The organism is Candidatus Nomurabacteria bacterium (assembly GCA_023898665.1).
Taxonomy (GTDB): Bacteria; Patescibacteriota; Saccharimonadia; order Saccharimonadales; family HK-STAS-PATE-42; genus HK-STAS-PATE-42.
Genome location: CP060233.1, coordinates 654009 through 670774 on the forward strand (window position 1 = coordinate 654009; position 16766 = coordinate 670774).

Consider the following 16766-nt stretch of genomic DNA (forward strand, 5'->3'; position numbering starts at 1 on the left):
AAATTGACTCTATTAATTTTAGTTTTGAGGTGAAACTCCTTGGTTTGGAGATTGTATTGAAGCATTACTATTAACAGCCTCAAACCTTTGTTCTGGGTTATCTTGCTGAAGCTGATATGATGCATCTGCCATAGCAGATATTTCTTTTGCTTTGGCAAGCTGTGCTGGATCAGTTGTAATAATCTCAGTCTCTGTTGGGCTAGCCTCTACCTTTACATGTACATGGTTGGAGCCAGCAAACAGTAAACCTTGACCGACAGGGAACTGTGTTAACCTTTTCTTCTCTTCGTCAGTTAGCTTGAAGACCTGCTGAAGGATATCTACTGCAGATGTAGACTGTTTAAGAAGTAGTTGCATCGATGCGTTAGAGACAATAGCACGACCAGCTTGATCGGTCATCATATCCTCAACATCCTGAGTTACGGTAGTTAAGCCTAAGTAATACTTACGGGCTCTTTTTGCCAAAGAGAACATAAAGTCTGCAGAATCTTTATATTTTAACAACTGCCAAGCTTCATCAACAATTAAGTTTCTTCTCTTTTTATCGCTCTTAGTTTTGTTCCAGATGTGGTTCAAGACAATATACATCGCTACCGGACGTAATTCTTCTTCTAAGTCTCTAATATTAAATACGACTAAGTTATTATTAATATCAATATTGCTCTGTTGGGAGAAGATCCCTGCAAATGTACCTGTAATGTATTTACGAATCATTTGGGCCATAGCCGGACCAGTACCTTGCATATGAGCAAGCGTCTCGTAGAGATCTGATATGGTTGGAGGCCGAGATTGGTGAGTTAGTGGATCTGCAGTTATACCTGCACGAGCGTAAGTATCAATTAAAGCTTGGTCTAGATCTGCTTCCATTACTGGGTTAACTTGCCCACCCATCATCAATCTAAATAATCCGTGAAGCATGATTAAGTTTGCCCTTAGGGCGTTATCGGCTTCTTCTACATCAACGACTCTTGGTAAATCAAAAGGATTAATTCTAGTAGTAGAACTTAGGCTTAAGCGGATATATGTACCGCCTACAGCCTCGGCTAGCTTTTGATACTCGTTCTCCGGATCGATAATAACTACTTCCGTTCCCATCATCATGCTTCTAAGGGCTTCGAGTTTTACAGCGAAGGATTTACCTGCTCCTGATTTTGCAAAGACTACCATATTGGCATTTTCTAATGAGAATCTATCAAAGATAACTAGACCGTTATTATGCATATTAATTCCATACAAGATTCCGTTTTCTTGGGTAAGATCGGCAGAGGTGAATGGGAAGCTGGTAGAGAGTGCTCCGGTATTCATGTTGCGTCTTACTTGTAAATCATCAGTGTTTTGAGGAAGTGATGAGTTAAAGCCAGCCTCCATTTGGGAGCTTGCAACTTTTGAGTAAACTAATTGTTGGCCTAAGATTGTCTCAACCTTATGCTGTATAAAATCTAGTTCTTCTAAACTTTTGCCGTAAATCGTTAGATATAAACCAAAACGGAAAAAGCGCTCTTCGCCAACTTGAAGAGCGTCCCGAAGTTGCTCAGCATCTGAGATTGCTGCTTGCTTGCCCGGATCACGCGTTCGACCTTTTTCTTGGTCAATCATAATCCCAGCTTCGAGTTGTGTGACTTTTTTTCTTAAGTTTTCTAATACGATCTGACTTGCAACGGGATATATAAACATACTTAGATCAAGTTCTTCGTCTATATTAACTATCGGAGACAACCAGCCGGTAAAAATTTGTCTAGGATAGCCAAAGACGTACATCGTTCTGGCAAAATAAGTACCAAGCTTAAATTCACTAGAGGAGAACTCTAGGCTGCTTGGAGCCACGAAATCTCTAAGTTCGGTAATTCCTCTTAAAAAAGCTGCTTCAACTTCTTGTTGTTCTCTTATTCTTTGCTGTTGAGCAATGTCGATTGGGTCATTCCGTTCTTGATTTTTATTAAATAATGCCATAACTCTATTTATTTCATTGTTCGCTTGCTTTCTCGAGATGCACTTGGCGTGCTGAGCCTTCTCCTTTTGAGACGACTGGGCTACTTAAGCTTTCCATATCAAGCAGTGTTTGTCGTGTGGCAGTATCAGGGTTGTAATAATTGTAAAATAACTCGATTAGCTCAGAAGTACTTAATGGGGCAGCAGTAACTCCCATTTGGAGTAATCCATTAACAACTCCTTGTACACGATTTCTAAGCTCAACTTTCGATTTCTCCAGCTTCTCTTCGTCCATTCTAATTGGCCCGTGGGATTCTTTTTTAAATAGTTTAGAAAATGCGGTTGCTGTAACATTTTTATCTTTAGTTCTGTCATCTTCTCCAGGGACTAAAGGCACAACTACATAGAACTCTTTACTCATAATGTTCGTTTGCGAAACAAGATTCGAAATAAAGTAAATATAATCTTCCATTAATAACCCTAAGAGCATATTGTCTGTCTCTCCTCTAATTTTAGCGAGTTTTTCGAGGTATGGGCCCATGTCGATTTTTCTAGATCTAACTAAAATCTGGACATTAAAATATAGTGAGTTCAAGAAAGATTGATAAGCATACTCGACTGACTCTTGTTCAGCAATGCTCATTAGATCGTAATTTATTGACTTGGCTTTAACTACGGCACGAAAACTGCCATCGTTCATAATAACTAAACCGTCTCTAATCTCTGCGAACTTCAGTAAGTTTTGAGAGCTATACCGATTAGACTTATCTTTTACTGCTTTATCGAATTGGGCCTCGTGATCAGCTAAGTAACTATCAATGTCGCTTGGACCTTTTTTTTGTGGATTAAATACTCCCTTTAGACCTCCGCCAGAGTTATTACCACCCTGGTTGCTTTGGCTTGTGTTTGTTTGATTGCTTTGTGGGCCAACCGGATTCATGCTTAGCTTTTTGTATCTAATATTATTTTTGGCTAGGCCATCTACCCTCTAGCCTCAGCAGCTTATATTCCACTGATTTATACCATATGATTATGGCATAAGCAGGATATGTTTTCCAGTTATTTGACTAGTCTTTTATCTAGTTATATAGTTTAGCTTTTTTAAATAATTCATTAAGCTGTGAATCCAGTTCTTTATAACTTATTTTTGCAACCGTATCCGTATGTACAAAAACCATCGTCAACTGATCATCTTTAAAATCGGATTGGTTAATTCTAATCCACTCAAATACACGTCTTCTAATTCGGTTACGCACTACAGCTGATTTGGAGACTTTTTTGCTCACAACAACTGCAAACTTAGGAGCTAGCTTCATTTCAGAATTAAGCTTAGGTCGGGTATTAACTAGTTTTTTATAGCGTGATTGAATAAAATCGTGTTCACTGGGCAAAGTTCTAAGGCTAAATGACTCACTCCTTGCTGGTAAGCCTTTTTTTAAGACGATCTGTATAAAACCGTCCCAACTCTTGAATCTTAATTGTTTTTGTACCATTCAACTCTAGTCTAACAGATTAGAGATATTAGTAGCTGAGTTTTTTGCGACCTTTTAGACGGCGAGCTTTTAAGACTGCACGTCCACCAGCTGTAGACATTCTTTTTCGGAAACCGAATTTACGCTTAGCTTTTTTTCTTTTTGGTTGGAAAGTTCTTTTTGACATATTAAGATATTGTAACACATACTCTTAGTAAAAGTTAAGTTTAGCTCGAGATAGTACATAATTTTTGCTAAAATAAGGTTATAAGATTATGTCTCAACAAAAAAATAAAAAAGGAGAATACAAAGTTCTTCTCTATTATAAGTTTGTTCCGGTTGAAGATCCGGAATCTGTACTGCTTTGGCAAAAAACACTTTGTGAAAATTTAGATTTAAAGGGGAGAATAATAGTAGCTCCTCACGGAATTAATGGAACTCTTGGCGGAAGTTTAGAAGCCTGTAAACTCTATGTAAAAGCCATGAAGAAGAGCTCTAAGTTTAGAGATACTCAGTTTAAGTGGAGTGAGGGAACTGGTGATGACTTCCCTAAGCTTAGTGTAAAAGTTAGAAAAGAGTTGGTAACACTAGATCCCGAAAAAGAGTTTGATGTTTATAACAAAAGTAAAGGCTTAAGTCCCCAGCAATGGCATGAGTATTTAGAAAATCATCCAGATGTGACTCTTCTTGATGCAAGAAATGTTTACGAAAGTGAAATTGGTGTATTTAAGGCAGGATCAAAAAATTTAATTGCTCCTAAGATTAATGCATTTAGAGAGATTAAAGAGCATTTAGATGATATCCCGAAAGATAAGCCGGTTTTAACTTATTGTACTGGAGACGTAAGATGCGAGTACTTAAGTGCTTATATGAAAGACAAAGGATTTGAAGAGGTTTATCACCTTGAGGGAGGAATAGTAAAGTATGGGCAGCAGTTTGGAGACAAAGGATTTTGGAATGGTAAATGCTTTACCTTTGATAATAGAATGAAGTTAGACTTTGCAGATGACATTGCTGAATGCAAATCATGCGGAAAAAAGACGAGTGAGCAAATAAATTGTAAAGCGACCGATTGTAATGAGCTTCAGGTTATTTGTATTGATTGTCAAAAAAAAGGTTTTAAGTGTATAAAGTGCGGGAATGTTGGCATCGGAAGAAAACATAAAGATAAAACAAGAGGGTAAAGTTCACTCTTAATTCTCTCGATCTTTACGCTCTGTTTAAATACGGTCGAGGTGACTTCTTAAATATGATAAAATTGTTTAAGAATTATAGACTTAATTTATGAATATATTTGAGATTACAATAATTGCCAGTGCTATTATAATGATTATCTTAATCTTAGTGCAAACTCGTGGAGCGAGCCTTGGAGCCGGCTTTGGAGGATCTGGTGAACTCTATACAGCTAGGCGCGGGGTAGAGAAAAACATCTTCCAAATTACAATAATTGTCGCTGTCATATTTGTTAGTAGCATAATGTTAAGTATTTTGTTGGGTTAAAAAGTATTCCTTTAAGGAGCTTCCTTGCTTAAAGCTCGCAAAAAAGCTTAAACTTAATGGCATAACTTCTCTATTTATAAAATGAAGATAAAGTTACAAAAACCGAAGAATTTAGCACAAAATTTTGACTTTAAAAAAAGTGTTGATAAAGCACACAAGAATATACATAGAAGAAGTCTAACATCTACGAGAAGACATATTGTAGGCAAAGCTGACTCGATTAAGAATCTAAGGGCTAGAAAATTAGTATTTTCTTGGAGCGCAAAATTTTTAATTGTTTTAGTACTTGGCTTATTAAGTTACTCTAAACTTAATTCTGCTGGAAGGTTCACAGGATTTGTTGGCGGGGGAGAAGTTATTGCTGGCATAGAAGATCCGAACGAACAAATTAATTTGAACCCGTTGACACTAAGTACTCCTGCAGAATCCGCAGTTGGCAGATTAATTTACAGCTCTATTTTAAAGTACGACCAAGAAGGAAAGCTGAAAGGAGATTTAGCAAAAAGCTATTCTATTGAGGATTCTGGCAAGAAGATTAGAGTTAGACTAAAAGATAATATAAAATGGCATGACAAAAAGAGTATTGTTGCTGACGATATTGTTTTTACTTTTACTAAGCTTAAAGATATTAGAGTAAATAGCAGTCTTAGAGATTCTCTCAATGGTGTTGATGTTGTTGCTCTTGATAACAAAAATTTTGAGATCACTAGCCCTAGAGTGGTGAGTGGTTTAGATGACTTGCTAACAAAAATCAGGATCGCTCCCAAACATATTTTTGAATGAGTAGACAGCGATAAGATATCAACCGTAAATTACAATAAGATCCCCGTGGGGAGTGGTTCCTTTGAAATCGCTGGAGATGTAACATCAAGTGCAAAAACGACATTGGGTATTAATGGACCCGGAAGTTTTCAGCAAGTAAGTTTAGTACCCAATATGAGCTACTATGATAATTCTGCTCAAGCAAAACTAACTTTTAGAGTTTTTAATACTCGAGAAGACCTAAACTCTGCCTTTAATAATGGCTCAATCGAGATGTATATCGGTAGCGGGAATCAAATTAATAAGAATGAGGATTCAGAAGAAGCTGAAATAAAATTAAGTTCTGGTGTATTTAGTTTTTTTAACTTAAAAAGCCCCTATTTATCGGACATAAAATTGCGCAGAGCTCTTTCGGGATATATTAATAGAAAATCATTGAGTATTTTAAATAGTGGAGTTAAACCACTTTATTCCCCAATTTTAGAAGTAGGTGATACTGAACAGCCTGTCATTAATATTGAGGAAGCAAAAAAACTTATAGCAGAAGCCGGATATACTCTTGACACAAACTCAAATCAATTTATTAAAGATGGGCAGCCCCTTAGGCTTAATCTTGTTACTGGCGACTCAGATGAATACTCTAGAGTCGTTGACGAGCTTGCAAAAACTTGGAAGGAAATTGGAGTTAGCCTTGAGATCATAAAAGCTAAATCAAGTGATTTGCAGTCTAATTATTTTGTTAATAAAGGATACGACATTCTTGTGTATGGTATATCACTTAATCAAGCGACCGAACCTTATGCTTACTGGTCGAGTGATGCGGCCAACCCTAAAGGTTTAAACTTCAGTAATTATAAATCGCCGGCAAATGACGCCGATCTTGATGTAGCTAGATCTAAACTTAATCCAGCAGAAAGAAATGTAAGGCTAGAGAGATTTGTAAAAAGATGGAAAGAGGATGTACCTGCCGCTGCTCTTTATGTGCCAAGTCTAAAAGTAATGTATAGGTCAGGGTCGGTTCAGCCTGATGTTAATCAGCAGACCTATGTCAGCGGCTTCACAGATGCTTTTGATCTATTTAATCAGATAAAGGGTCAAAAGAAGAAGTTATATCAAAACTAGCAATTCACAATCAATGTTGCTTTATTGATTAATGCCTACTCCGTATAGCTGTTCTAATAACTTAAATCTTGGGGTCCAAATCTGCCAGCACAAAAGTAGCGCAGCGACTTCTAAGCTTAATTCGTTAGTTTTTTGAGAATAATAAAAGTTATCTTCGGTAGCTATTATTCTATTTTCATCATGCAATACAATATTTGCCTGAATATGTTTATCTAATATTGATAATACTTCAGTTATTTGGTTAAAAGAAGAGCTGGATAAGAGAGGTTTAGTCAACTTAACATCTGAAATTTTTATTATTTTTTGCAGATTTTTAAAGTTTATTACTAAAGATATTTTTTCATTGTTTAAGATCTCATCAGGATAATGTAGTACTAAGTTTATTGCAGAATCTGTTATTACGACTGGTTTATATGTTTTTGAAATAGCTAGGGCAAGTTTATACTCAGTTGCAGAGCTACTACCGATATCAGCTAAGATTAATCCATCCGACATTGCTAACTCTTCTAGTAGCAATTTTTGACCTACATCTGTTAAGCCATAGTAATTATCAAAGATCAACCCTGTGAGTAATTGCTCCTCTCTTTTAAAAACTCTTGCAAGAGATTCTGGGACTAAAGTTTGTATGTTACCAATTCCAGCTTTATTAGCTGACTTAAATATCGTATCAACCTCTTTTAGCTTTAAGCTTACGCCCCCCAGAATAACTATCGATCCTGCTTGATCTTTTCTTTCTGGCTTCTCCCAACTTAATTTTGAGCTTAAGTTAGTGGTATCAAGTGGATGTAGGCCAGGCATATTAATCTTCTATTTCGATTGAGACGGGACAGTGGTCTGAGCCCATTACATCTGGATGAATTTTTGCATCTTTTAGTTTAGGTAAAAATGATTTTGAGATTAGCCAGTAATCTATGCGCCAACCAACGTTGCGGGCTCGAGCATTTTGCCAATGTGTCCACCATGTGTAAAGTTCTGGTGTTTCTGGATTAAAGTGACGTAGAGTATCTACAAATCCTGCAGCTAAGAATTCTGAAAAGCCTTCACGCTCTTCGTTTGTGAATCCGTGTTTACCGACATTTGGTTTTGGATTAGCTAAATCTATCTCTTCATGGGCAACATTTAGGTCTCCACAAAATAAAACAGGCTTCTTTTTTTCTAACATTTGCATATACTCTAAGAACGCTGGATCCCAAGACTTACGTCTCAGTTCTAGACGAGTTAAATCTCCCTTTGAGTTTGGTGTGTAGACAGTGGCGACAAAAAACTCTTCAAACTCAGCAACAGTAACCCTGCCTTCTTCATTTGTATGCCCATATCCATCGATTAACTCTGGGTACTTCTTTAATATTTCATCTGGAAAATTTAAGATAACGTTAAGTGGTTCTGTTTTAGAGAAAATTGCTGTACCAGAATACCCCTTCTTCTTTGCGGAGTTCCAAACCTCAAAGTAATCTGGTAAATCAATCTCAACTTGATCTTGTGAGGCTTTAGTCTCTTGCAAGCATAAAATATCTGGTTGGTGCTCTTCAATGAACTTCAAAAAAGTGCCTTTGGTAAGCCCGGCCCGAATCCCATTAACATTCCAAGAATAAAGTTTCATATGGGTTTTATTATACTCTAAACTCTTCTTATATTGACTGGCTGTACCTATATATGTTAGAATTATATTAGTATGCCGAATACATCGATTGATAAACTAAACATACTCTTACATCCTGATTTCTTCCGACTTAGAGCAGAGGACGAGATACCAGCAATTGTATCGCGTTACGAAAACCGACTTCTAGGCTTGATCGATGAAGCCGATGATAATAACCGAGCAGTTCTGTTGCACGATGTCCTAGGCCTAGTGCCGAGTAGCCCTAAGAACGGTGTATTCTGGGGAAAATTCGAAGACGACATGAAGGTTATGACCGCCCAGGGAGATGGCTCGCTCGCAAACTCCGCTCAATGTGAAAAGCTATGGGACATCATACAAAGATCTAACCCGCAAAGAATAGTTGTAAGTGGTAGTTACTTTAACGGATGTGTAGGTGGATTTGTAGCGGGCCTGGCTAACGCGATGGCCTACCAAAAGCCTGCTTACTTGGCTCAACATACCACCTATGGCGACATAACGATCCTTAAGAGAAAAGACGTTGATACTAGAATCGAGCTGGGCACTGTACTAGACAACCCACGCATAAGAAGTGTTGAGCTAAACGGTCGAGAGATCCTACAAGGTGAGGATTATAGAGTATTTAAGATAAGGTAGCCTATGGCAGAGGATGAAAAAGCTGACATTTTTGTGCATCCAGACTTTTTAAATCGTGTCAGAAACAAAGAAATTGATGAGAATACTAACCCATTTTATCTAGCGTACTTAAAAAGTATAAAAGAGAAAATGAAAGCAGCTCAATTTGGTGTTTTAGCTTACAATCCCTATATGGGAGATCCAAAACACCCAGATACTGATAAAGAGTATACAGATTTGTTTTCGACACCTGAAAGGTTATGTATTCCTACTAAAAAAGGCTCCGGCGAACCGTATGACCATTCATCACATGAATCACTGAGTGAGCATATTGAAACACTGTGCCCTAAACTTATAGTTGTGCACGGAAGTTATGCAAATGCATGCGTTAAAGAAATGGTAAGTAGCGTAAGGTCAATTACCGACCAAAGGGTGGTTCTCGGAATAGTATTAAGCAGATATTTTGGAGACGGATACCCTGTGCCACATGAATCCTTCTCTGAAATGCATCCAGATATGGCGGATACTTTAGATTATAAAGAAACAAATATTCATGGGATAAGATATTTGTAATAGATATCAGTTCTGTAGAGCTATCTTAATTCTCTCTTCGGCGCTTAAGCTTAGATCAATTCCTTCTATAGCTTTAGCAGCATCTTTTGGTGAGTAACCAAGTGAGATTAAAGCTTGATAAGCTTCGTCATCTTCATGAGAGCTGGCTTTACCTGCATTATCGATAAGAGCTGTGTCGCTTAGCCTTCCAGAAAGCTCTAAGATTAATCTTTCGGCCAGTTTTTTGCCTACACCAGAAGCTTGTTGAATATATTTAGCATTAGAATTAACAAGAGCAGTTTTAAGATCAGATATGCTACCGATATTTAAAACAGCAAGAGCGGCCTTGGGGCCGGCTCCGTTTACACTTAAAAGTTTTTCAAAAAGTTCTAATTCTGCTACATCCGCAAATCCAAATAAATCGTGTTTATCTTCTTTGATGTTTTCGTGAATCCAAAGTTTAACACCATCTTCTAAATTAAGTTGATTTATTTGAGCTTCTGTCGAGAAGATCTTATAGCCAACTCCATCGTTAAATAAGACAAGTGAGTCAATATCTTTCTTTACGACCTTTCCCTCGAGTAGTGCAATCATGGTAATTTTAAGTCTAACATAGCTTTTGGTATAATCTTAAGGGTTAGAACTTGATGAGGCGCTATAGCTCAGTTGGTAGAGCAGAGGCCTGAAGAGCCTTGTGTCCCTGGTTCAAGTCCAGGTGGCGCCACCAAGTTCTTTTTGCTATGCGGGTGTAGCTCAGCTGTTAGAGCGCTTCCTTGCCAAGGAAGAGGTCCCGGGTTAGAGTCCCGGTACCCGCACCAATATAGATTTTCAAACATTAGAGACCAAACGGTCTCTTTTTGTTTGAAGTAAATCTAAGTCCTTAAATCCAGTCAAAAAATCTATATGACCAATCTCTAAATCCACTCACACCTGGATTGTCACCATCATACTCTAGCTCAACATATTCTTGCGGCACATATTTATAACCATGTTCGTCTAGAAGCTCTAAAATTATGGAGCGCAGTGACTTATCTAATCCATCTTCAGTCTCAAAAAGACATACCATATTTCCGTAGCTGCTAAACTTCAACCATGCGTATGGGTTATAAAAATATACCTGTGAATGGAAACTGGCATCCTGTACTTCTCCTCCAGTATCGGTATTAAACTCTTGCCCTGTCTTTTCCTCTAGATCTTTCACGTACAACTTGAACTTCGCTACAGCAGCGCTTCTGTCAAAACCGTTAGGCTCTTCTGTACCACCTAATAATTCCATATCGTGAAAAAGTTGAATAGCTTCTTCATTGTTCTGAACCGTACTCATGAGTGTTATTATATCCTCCTCGTCTTAGGGCAGCAACGATTTAGATCAAATCAGCAGATAGATTAAACACCTTCGCCAGATTTATTAACTTTTGATTATCAAATTGTTCAATTGCAGATGTTTGAAATACGTCAACTATCCTGCACCAATTTATTGCATAACAGTATAAACTTGCACCTTTTTCGGGTGGATTTTCTGCTATTGAGGAGTGAAAACAGAGCTGGCAAAATGGAAGGACTGGGAAACACATTTGTGGTGGTTCTGGGCCACTTTCGCCTACAGAACAGGAGGTTTATCAACCTCTGTCGTGGTTACGGTGAAAAGCCTGCTGACGGTCTTCTTGTCGCAACACAATCAATTCTAGTGCTGTGAGAACGCAATACTGAATACTGATGGTTCGCCAGCCGAGATGTGCGGCAATGGGCTACGGTGTCTTGCAAAGTTTGCCAGGGCCTGAAGGACTTGTTAATAAAGCTAGTTTTGTTGTTCAGACTGATGCGGGACAATTGAGGTTCGCTGCGATGATAGCGACGAAGAATCTGGTCGAGGCGCAGGCTGGCAAAGTAGCAGTTTCTGATAAGCCGATAAATATCCACGTGTGAGAAGTTTCACTGCAAATGTTGGCAACCCACATGCGGTGACGTTTGTGGATGACTTAGAGTCAGCGCTAGTTACAACTTCGACCTAAGGTTGAAGTAGATAACTTCCCAAATAAGACGAATGTTGAGTTTTGTCCAAGTGTTGACCAGAACAATATCATCCAGAACATGGAACGAGGATGGTGAAACACTGCTTGTGGTACAGGCATGACAGCTGCCTCAGCTGTATTCGTTGAATAGGTCATGGTGAGTACCACGGTGGAAGTTCGTGAGGCAGGGCTAAGCTCTGGGTTGATGAAAATGGCTTTACACGGATGCGTTAGGTCCAGCAACATTTAGCTAGTAGATAACCTTGTTTATATCTACTCGGCTCTTTCCGATGTCGTGTATCGTAAAACTACCGCCCTCAATCACCCACACAAAAAGTTTAAGTACATTCTGTAGAGTTACACCAGTCTGCTTATGCTTATTTATCTGAGGCCCAGGGGTCTTTTTTTATATTCAGGATCAATATCTACTCTTACTTTGCCGTCATCATCCGAGCTAGTAGTAACCCGCTTGAAGCCATGCTTCTCATAGTAGTGAACTGCCCTTTTGTTACTTTCGAATACTCCTCCCCAGAGAATAATTCTTTCCTTGCCAAACTTTTTAGCAACGTCTTTGATGATTGGCATTAACTTTCCTCCTAGACCAAGGTCCTGATACTTATCAGAAAGAGTTATACCAAACCTACAATCTCTTTCTTCGGTTAACTCGTACCCAGCTTCTTTAAATCGTGTTAAATCTCCTCCTGGAAGACCAAAACTAAACTCAAGAAGTCCTACGGTCTCTTGGTCCGATTCTACCACTAGTCTTAGTTTGTCATATTTATTTATGGCATCGCACAGCTCCTTTGCCATCACTTCGTCATAAGTATCAAAAGTACTGAATTCTCTAGTATCACTAGAAAGGTTGGCTAAGAACTCTCCTAGCATCTCAATATCTTCATTGACCAAGGGTCTTACTGCCAATGCTGGACCATCGATCAATTCTACTTCGTAGTTTACTTGTGAAGGATCTTCAAAGATGGAATTTAGGGTTATTATTAATAAGATATTAACACAGGGGTCTGTTATGATAATCCTTATATGTCGCTTACTAAAGTAAAGAAACTCCTAGAATACTATGAAGGTGGAGCTATCCCAGTATTGTCTCAACATGAAGTCCATCCTGATGTACCAATCGATAGCCGAGAAAATTATTTGTATTTTACGTTACCGGTTTGCATAAACTTTCAACGTAATTCACCAGCCATGTGGGCAGCAGCCTTAAAGACTTGGGAAGATGAGTCCACTAGATACTTATTCTTTCCTGAGAAGTTAGCTGTCACGCCAATTGAAAAAGTAAGAGATGACCTTTTGAAGCATCGTCTGGGGTTGCAGCCCAATAAACACGTCCTAATATGGACCACTATCGCTCGAACACTTCATGAACATTACAATGATGATCCACGAGACATACTAAAGGAAGCAGAAGGAGATGCTGGTAAGCTAATCGAACTATTACAAGTTACTCATAAGAAGCGCTTTCCGTACTTGAGTGGACCAAAACTTTCAAACTATTGGCCGTATATATTATCCCAATATACAGATGTAGAGCTTTCTAGCCCACAAGAGATATCGATAATCCCAGACACGCACGTTTTGCAGGGAAGTGTCGTTCTAGGGATAGTTGCGCCAGGCGCGAACTCTAAACAGGTTGAGGCTACCTGGAAAGAATTGTTAAAAGATACGGCGATTAATCCTTCTCGGGTTCACCCAGCATTATGGAACTGGAGTAGGAACAAGTTCGAGCCTAAGGTTTAGGCTAATATCTTGTTATAAAACTCATACTTAGCGGCTTGGTATTCCCTGAAAGGCTTGCCGTTTGCATCTGACTTTAGCTTTTCGTATTCATCTTTTAATTCACTATTATTCTTGAGCAGTTCGAATACTCTTATCTGCTCAGCCATGGAAGGAGTAGAAGGGTCAGTTAGATAAAGCTCTACCTCAACACCCTCTCTTTCAAACATCCACTCAACGTTATCTTCGTGTTTATGGGTTGGTTCTCCAAATAACTCTATCAGTCTATCTAGATACATATTGAAGTCTTCTTTAGGATGGAGCATATACATGTCTAAGTCACCCTGACCAGATATACCAAGTCCAGTAGCCCCCATTAGCCTTATGTCTATATCTTCGGAGATGGCTTTGATGGCAGAGATTATCTGATCTGCTACTCTTTGTAACTCTTCAGTATAAGGTTTGATATGGACCAACCTGTCTTCTGGGATAGTCTTTAAATAGTTAGCTTGTGGTTTGGTTAACATAACTAAATCTTAGCATAGGGATCTGTTATGTATGTAAGTCTCTACACTCCCCTTATTAATTAAGTACTCCCTGTAGGGTACAGCTAGGAGTATTCTCCATAAAGCCATTTCTTCTCTGATCTCGTGTAAAAATAATGAGTAGTATTGCACCAATTTATTGCATAATATATAAACGCCTTCCGAGGTGTTTTTTTACCGCCTTAGTGGTATTATCAACTTATGATGAGCGGAAGAGCAGAAGTACCTGAAGCAGCAGTAGCGGATCTAAGATCAGTTGGATTCCCTTTGCTTGATGAGGTTGATGGAGATAAGCTGGTCAGAATTACAAACCACCCACATGGCAGAGAGGGAATTATTGAAGCTAGGCATTTTATGCCTATGGGCTACGATCTCTCTGACGTGCAGCTTGCAATGAGACAGAGCAATAGAGACTTTACTGATAGCGAACATTTCAAAGGCGTGGTCTCAAGCTACCTAGGACCACACGCAATGAGACTAAGTTCTTCTATATTCAGCGAGCTAATTCTTAGAGCGGGGATTGATCGTTCTGCAAGAACTGCAGTTACTGCAGTGCGCATAGTACTAGACCAAGAGGAAGCGGGACATTTAGAGGCTGCCGTTTGGGAAGATGGCGAAAAGTATGATGATCCGCAAGCCATGATCGAAGCTTTATCTACAGATAGGTACAGAATACTCGGTGAACCGATAGGTAGGAGAGACCGGGAAGTAGCTCCCGACTATAGTGGACCTATGGTCGTGCATGCAGTGACCACGGCAGTACAGGGACTTGGCGGCACTCTGAGTCTAATGAGTAAAGGCTTAAGGGTAGATGTGTGGTTTGACGCAGAAGCAGAAGAATTTAAGTTCGTGGCCGCAGAAGAATGCGCGGTTACTGCCGGCAACTTGATTACCGTTAAATTTCCCAACCACAGTGAAGTCCCTCAGCCTGCTTAAGCAAGCATCTTAATAGATAATATTCTGGATAATTGTATATTTGCTTTTTGAATTTGGCACTATAAAACTACCACCTTGAATAACCCATACAACAAGTTTAAGTATATTTTGTAGAGTTATAGATATTGTATCGAATACTGTTAAACGACTTCTATTACTTTTCTGTTAGTATTAACTCTAGTTAGGTTATTAAGCTAGAAAGGTTTTTATGTCTAAGTATGTTGATGGTTTCGTATTAGTTGTCCCTAAAGATAAAAGAAAAGAGTATAAGAAGATGGCAGAGGAAGGTCGAGAATCTTGGATGAAGCATGGGGCTCTCCACTATTTTGAGTGTATTGGCGATGATTTGGGACAGCAAGAGATGGGTACAGAAAAATCACGCTCTTTTAAAGAAATGGCAGGAGCTGGAGACGATGATGACGTATGGTTTTCTTTTATCGTTTTTGAATCAAAGGCACAAAGAGATGAGATAAATAAAAAAGTATTGGCCGAGATGGATGAAGCCTACAAAGTTAAGAGTGATTTTGTAAGCCCTTTTGAGATGAGTAAAATGGCCTATGGTGGATTTGAGAGTGCAGTTGAAGGGTAGGCGTTATAAATAACAATCTAAGTGTATGATAAGTTCATAAGAATACATGTTAAAGGAGATGATTTATGAAAAGCGAAAAAATATCCTGTTAAGTTTAATATTGACTATCCAGTTCAATTAGATAGATTTACAACCTTCTTTAGAATATTGTGGAGTGTACCAATTTTAATCCTTTTATCTATTTTAACTTCTTCAGGCAGAGAAGTCTTTGTAAATGAGGCAGGTAAGCAAATGACCACTAGTGGGGGTAGTATTGCTGGGGGGTTATCGGCCGCAACCGCTCTTATGATAGTCTTTCGACAGAAATACCCTAAGTGGTGGTATAACTTTGCACTGGAGCTAAATAGGTTTATGGCAAGAGTTGGCGCTTATTTGCTTTTACTTACAGATAAGTATCCCTCTACAGATGAAAACCAGTCAGTATATTTAGATGTAGACTATCCTAATGTTGAAAAAGAATTAAATCGCTGGTTACCCTTAGTTAAGTGGTTATTGGCTATTCCGCATTACGTAGTTTTAATATTTTTATTAATCGGTGTATTCTTCTCAACCTTAATTGCCTGGTTTGTAATACTATTTACCGGTAGATACCCTAGGGGTTTATTTGATTATGTAGTGGGGGTAGGACGGTGGATAATGCGCGTAAATGCCTATGCCTTTTTATTAACAACTGACGAGTATCCTCCATTCAGTTTGAAATAACTAAAATAAAAAGGATTATACTTTAATTATGGCAAAAGCAAGTAGTGGCTCTAGTGGAGCAGTTTACGGACTAGGTGTAATCGGTGCTCTTGTTTATTTTATGCAAGCAGCAACAAGTTTTGGTGATGTAATTTCGGGCATATTTAAGGCACTAGTTTGGCCGGCCTATGTTGTGTTTAAGTTCTTAGAGCTATTTTATGGGAAAGTTTAAAGCATAGCATTTATGAATTCTCACGAATTGAACAAGATAGTTAATACTCCTGAACTTGACGTTGTAAGAGTTGTTTCTTTAAGGAATAACTCAAGTGAGGTTTTGTTAGTGCAAGAAGTTGATGATATCAACTGGAAGCTCCCAGGTGGAAAAATACATGAGGCTGAGACAATATTTGAAGCTTTTGAAAGAGAGATTGAAGAGGAGCTTGGATTTAAACCCACTCGAGAAATGATTGTTAACTACGTATCTGCTAATATTCCAGACAGTGAAAATATCAGACATATTTTTTTAATTAACGAAGTTGATGAGAGTTCAATAATACAGACAGAAGAGGTGGCAGAAGCTAGATATTTTAATCTTGAGGAGCTGCCTGAAACTAAGTTCTCTGGTCATATTTCATCTGCAGTCAAACTAATCATTAAATAATAAGCTATCATTTTTGTTATAATCAGCTAAAAATAGCCCCT

General features: G+C 38.5%; 23 protein-coding genes and 2 tRNA genes. 15 read left to right on the forward strand and 10 right to left on the reverse strand.

Annotated features, from left to right (window positions below; translation table 11 throughout):
* Positions 1-18: 18 nt before the first annotated feature.
* The 4 genes from H6799_03635 to rpmH form a co-directional block, all read right to left on the reverse strand.
* A complete protein-coding gene (locus tag H6799_03635) occupies positions 19-1950 on the reverse strand; it encodes a DUF87 domain-containing protein (protein USN97430.1) in 1932 nt (643 codons plus the stop codon).
* A 13-nt stretch (positions 1951-1963) separates the two neighbouring features.
* A complete protein-coding gene (locus H6799_03640) occupies positions 1964-2869 on the reverse strand; it encodes a hypothetical protein (GenBank protein USN97431.1) in 906 nt (301 codons plus the stop codon).
* Positions 2870-3008: 139 nt separating this feature from the next.
* Positions 3009-3422: a ribonuclease P protein component gene (gene rnpA, locus H6799_03645; protein ID USN97432.1), complete on the reverse strand. Its 414-nt coding sequence runs from the start codon at positions 3420-3422 to the stop codon at positions 3009-3011.
* Between the two features lie 28 nt (positions 3423-3450).
* Positions 3451-3588, reverse strand: a complete 138-nt coding sequence (gene rpmH / locus H6799_03650; GenBank protein ID USN97433.1) for a 50S ribosomal protein L34 — start codon at positions 3586-3588, stop codon at positions 3451-3453.
* Between the two features lie 88 nt (positions 3589-3676).
* Here rpmH and H6799_03655 point away from each other — a divergent pair, with 88 nt between their 5' ends.
* The 4 genes from H6799_03655 (at position 3677) to H6799_03670 (ending at position 6785) form a co-directional block, all read left to right on the forward strand.
* Positions 3677-4585 (forward strand): rhodanese-related sulfurtransferase, encoded by a 909-nt coding sequence (locus H6799_03655; protein ID USN97434.1) that lies wholly within the window; start codon positions 3677-3679, stop codon positions 4583-4585.
* Positions 4586-4685: 100 nt separating this feature from the next.
* Positions 4686-4901, forward strand: coding sequence for a preprotein translocase subunit SecG (gene secG / locus H6799_03660; protein USN97435.1), 216 nt, complete (start codon positions 4686-4688; stop codon positions 4899-4901).
* Between the two features lie 81 nt (positions 4902-4982).
* On the forward strand, positions 4983-5684 hold the full coding sequence (locus tag H6799_03665) for a hypothetical protein (protein ID USN97436.1): 702 nt from the start codon (positions 4983-4985) through the stop codon (positions 5682-5684).
* Positions 5685-5729: 45 nt separating this feature from the next.
* The gene (locus tag H6799_03670) at positions 5730-6785 is read left to right on the forward strand and encodes a hypothetical protein (protein ID USN97437.1); all 1056 of its coding nucleotides are present in this window, start codon (positions 5730-5732) and stop codon (positions 6783-6785) included.
* A gap of 21 nt (positions 6786-6806) precedes the next feature.
* Here the strand turns inward: H6799_03670 and H6799_03675 are convergent, their stop codons facing one another.
* Positions 6807-7583 (reverse strand): hypothetical protein, encoded by a 777-nt coding sequence (locus tag H6799_03675; protein ID USN97438.1) that lies wholly within the window; start codon positions 7581-7583, stop codon positions 6807-6809.
* Position 7584: 1 nt separating this feature from the next.
* Positions 7585-8385, reverse strand: coding sequence for an exodeoxyribonuclease III (xth, locus tag H6799_03680; GenBank protein ID USN97439.1), 801 nt, complete (start codon positions 8383-8385; stop codon positions 7585-7587).
* Between the two features lie 72 nt (positions 8386-8457).
* On the opposite strand from xth, the gene H6799_03685 reads away from it, so the two are divergent.
* Both H6799_03685 and H6799_03690 read left to right on the forward strand, forming a co-directional pair.
* Positions 8458-9039, forward strand: coding sequence for a hypothetical protein (locus H6799_03685; GenBank protein USN97440.1), 582 nt, complete (start codon positions 8458-8460; stop codon positions 9037-9039).
* Between the two features lie 3 nt (positions 9040-9042).
* Complete coding sequence (locus H6799_03690; GenBank protein ID USN97441.1) at positions 9043-9591, forward strand: hypothetical protein; 549 nt, start codon at positions 9043-9045, stop codon at positions 9589-9591.
* 6 nt (positions 9592-9597) lie between these two features.
* Here the strand turns inward: H6799_03690 and ruvA are convergent, their stop codons facing one another.
* The gene (gene ruvA / locus H6799_03695) at positions 9598-10164 is read right to left on the reverse strand and encodes a Holliday junction branch migration protein RuvA (protein ID USN97442.1); all 567 of its coding nucleotides are present in this window, start codon (positions 10162-10164) and stop codon (positions 9598-9600) included.
* 57 nt (positions 10165-10221) lie between these two features.
* Here ruvA and H6799_03700 point away from each other — a divergent pair.
* Positions 10222-10297 (forward strand) — tRNA-Phe (locus H6799_03700).
* A 15-nt stretch (positions 10298-10312) separates the two neighbouring features.
* A tRNA-Gly gene (locus H6799_03705) sits at positions 10313-10388 on the forward strand.
* Between the two features lie 62 nt (positions 10389-10450).
* On the opposite strand, the gene H6799_03710 is transcribed toward H6799_03705, so the two are convergent.
* Entirely contained in the window at positions 10451-10894 is a 444-nt protein-coding gene (locus H6799_03710) for a hypothetical protein (protein USN97443.1), read from the reverse strand.
* A gap of 392 nt (positions 10895-11286) precedes the next feature.
* Between H6799_03710 and H6799_03715 the strand changes: the two genes are divergently transcribed.
* Positions 11287-11496 (forward strand): hypothetical protein, encoded by a 210-nt coding sequence (locus H6799_03715; protein ID USN97444.1) that lies wholly within the window; start codon positions 11287-11289, stop codon positions 11494-11496.
* A gap of 467 nt (positions 11497-11963) precedes the next feature.
* Here the strand turns inward: H6799_03715 and H6799_03720 are convergent, their stop codons facing one another.
* A complete protein-coding gene (locus tag H6799_03720; protein ID USN97445.1) occupies positions 11964-12521 on the reverse strand; it encodes a GNAT family N-acetyltransferase in 558 nt (185 codons plus the stop codon).
* A 99-nt stretch (positions 12522-12620) separates the two neighbouring features.
* Between H6799_03720 and H6799_03725 the strand changes: the two genes are divergently transcribed.
* Complete coding sequence (locus tag H6799_03725) at positions 12621-13337, forward strand: hypothetical protein (protein ID USN97446.1); 717 nt, start codon at positions 12621-12623, stop codon at positions 13335-13337.
* On the opposite strand, the gene H6799_03730 is transcribed toward H6799_03725, so the two are convergent.
* A complete protein-coding gene (locus H6799_03730) occupies positions 13334-13840 on the reverse strand; it encodes a GrpB family protein (GenBank protein ID USN97447.1) in 507 nt (168 codons plus the stop codon). The genes H6799_03725 and H6799_03730 overlap by 4 nt on opposite strands.
* 219 nt (positions 13841-14059) lie before the next feature.
* Here H6799_03730 and H6799_03735 point away from each other — a divergent pair, with 219 nt between their 5' ends.
* The 5 genes from H6799_03735 to H6799_03755 all read left to right on the forward strand — a co-directional run bounded on the left by H6799_03735 (position 14060) and on the right by H6799_03755 (position 16725).
* Positions 14060-14794, forward strand: a complete 735-nt coding sequence (locus tag H6799_03735; GenBank protein USN97448.1) for a hypothetical protein — start codon at positions 14060-14062, stop codon at positions 14792-14794.
* A gap of 208 nt (positions 14795-15002) precedes the next feature.
* The gene (locus H6799_03740; GenBank protein ID USN97449.1) at positions 15003-15383 is read left to right on the forward strand and encodes a DUF1428 domain-containing protein; all 381 of its coding nucleotides are present in this window, start codon (positions 15003-15005) and stop codon (positions 15381-15383) included.
* 99 nt (positions 15384-15482) lie between these two features.
* On the forward strand, positions 15483-16085 hold the full coding sequence (locus H6799_03745) for a DUF4389 domain-containing protein (GenBank protein USN97856.1): 603 nt from the start codon (positions 15483-15485) through the stop codon (positions 16083-16085).
* Between the two features lie 28 nt (positions 16086-16113).
* On the forward strand, positions 16114-16296 hold the full coding sequence (locus H6799_03750; GenBank protein USN97450.1) for a hypothetical protein: 183 nt from the start codon (positions 16114-16116) through the stop codon (positions 16294-16296).
* Between the two features lie 12 nt (positions 16297-16308).
* Positions 16309-16725, forward strand: coding sequence for an NUDIX domain-containing protein (locus tag H6799_03755; GenBank protein ID USN97451.1), 417 nt, complete (start codon positions 16309-16311; stop codon positions 16723-16725).
* The last annotated feature ends 41 nt before the right edge of the window (positions 16726-16766 follow it).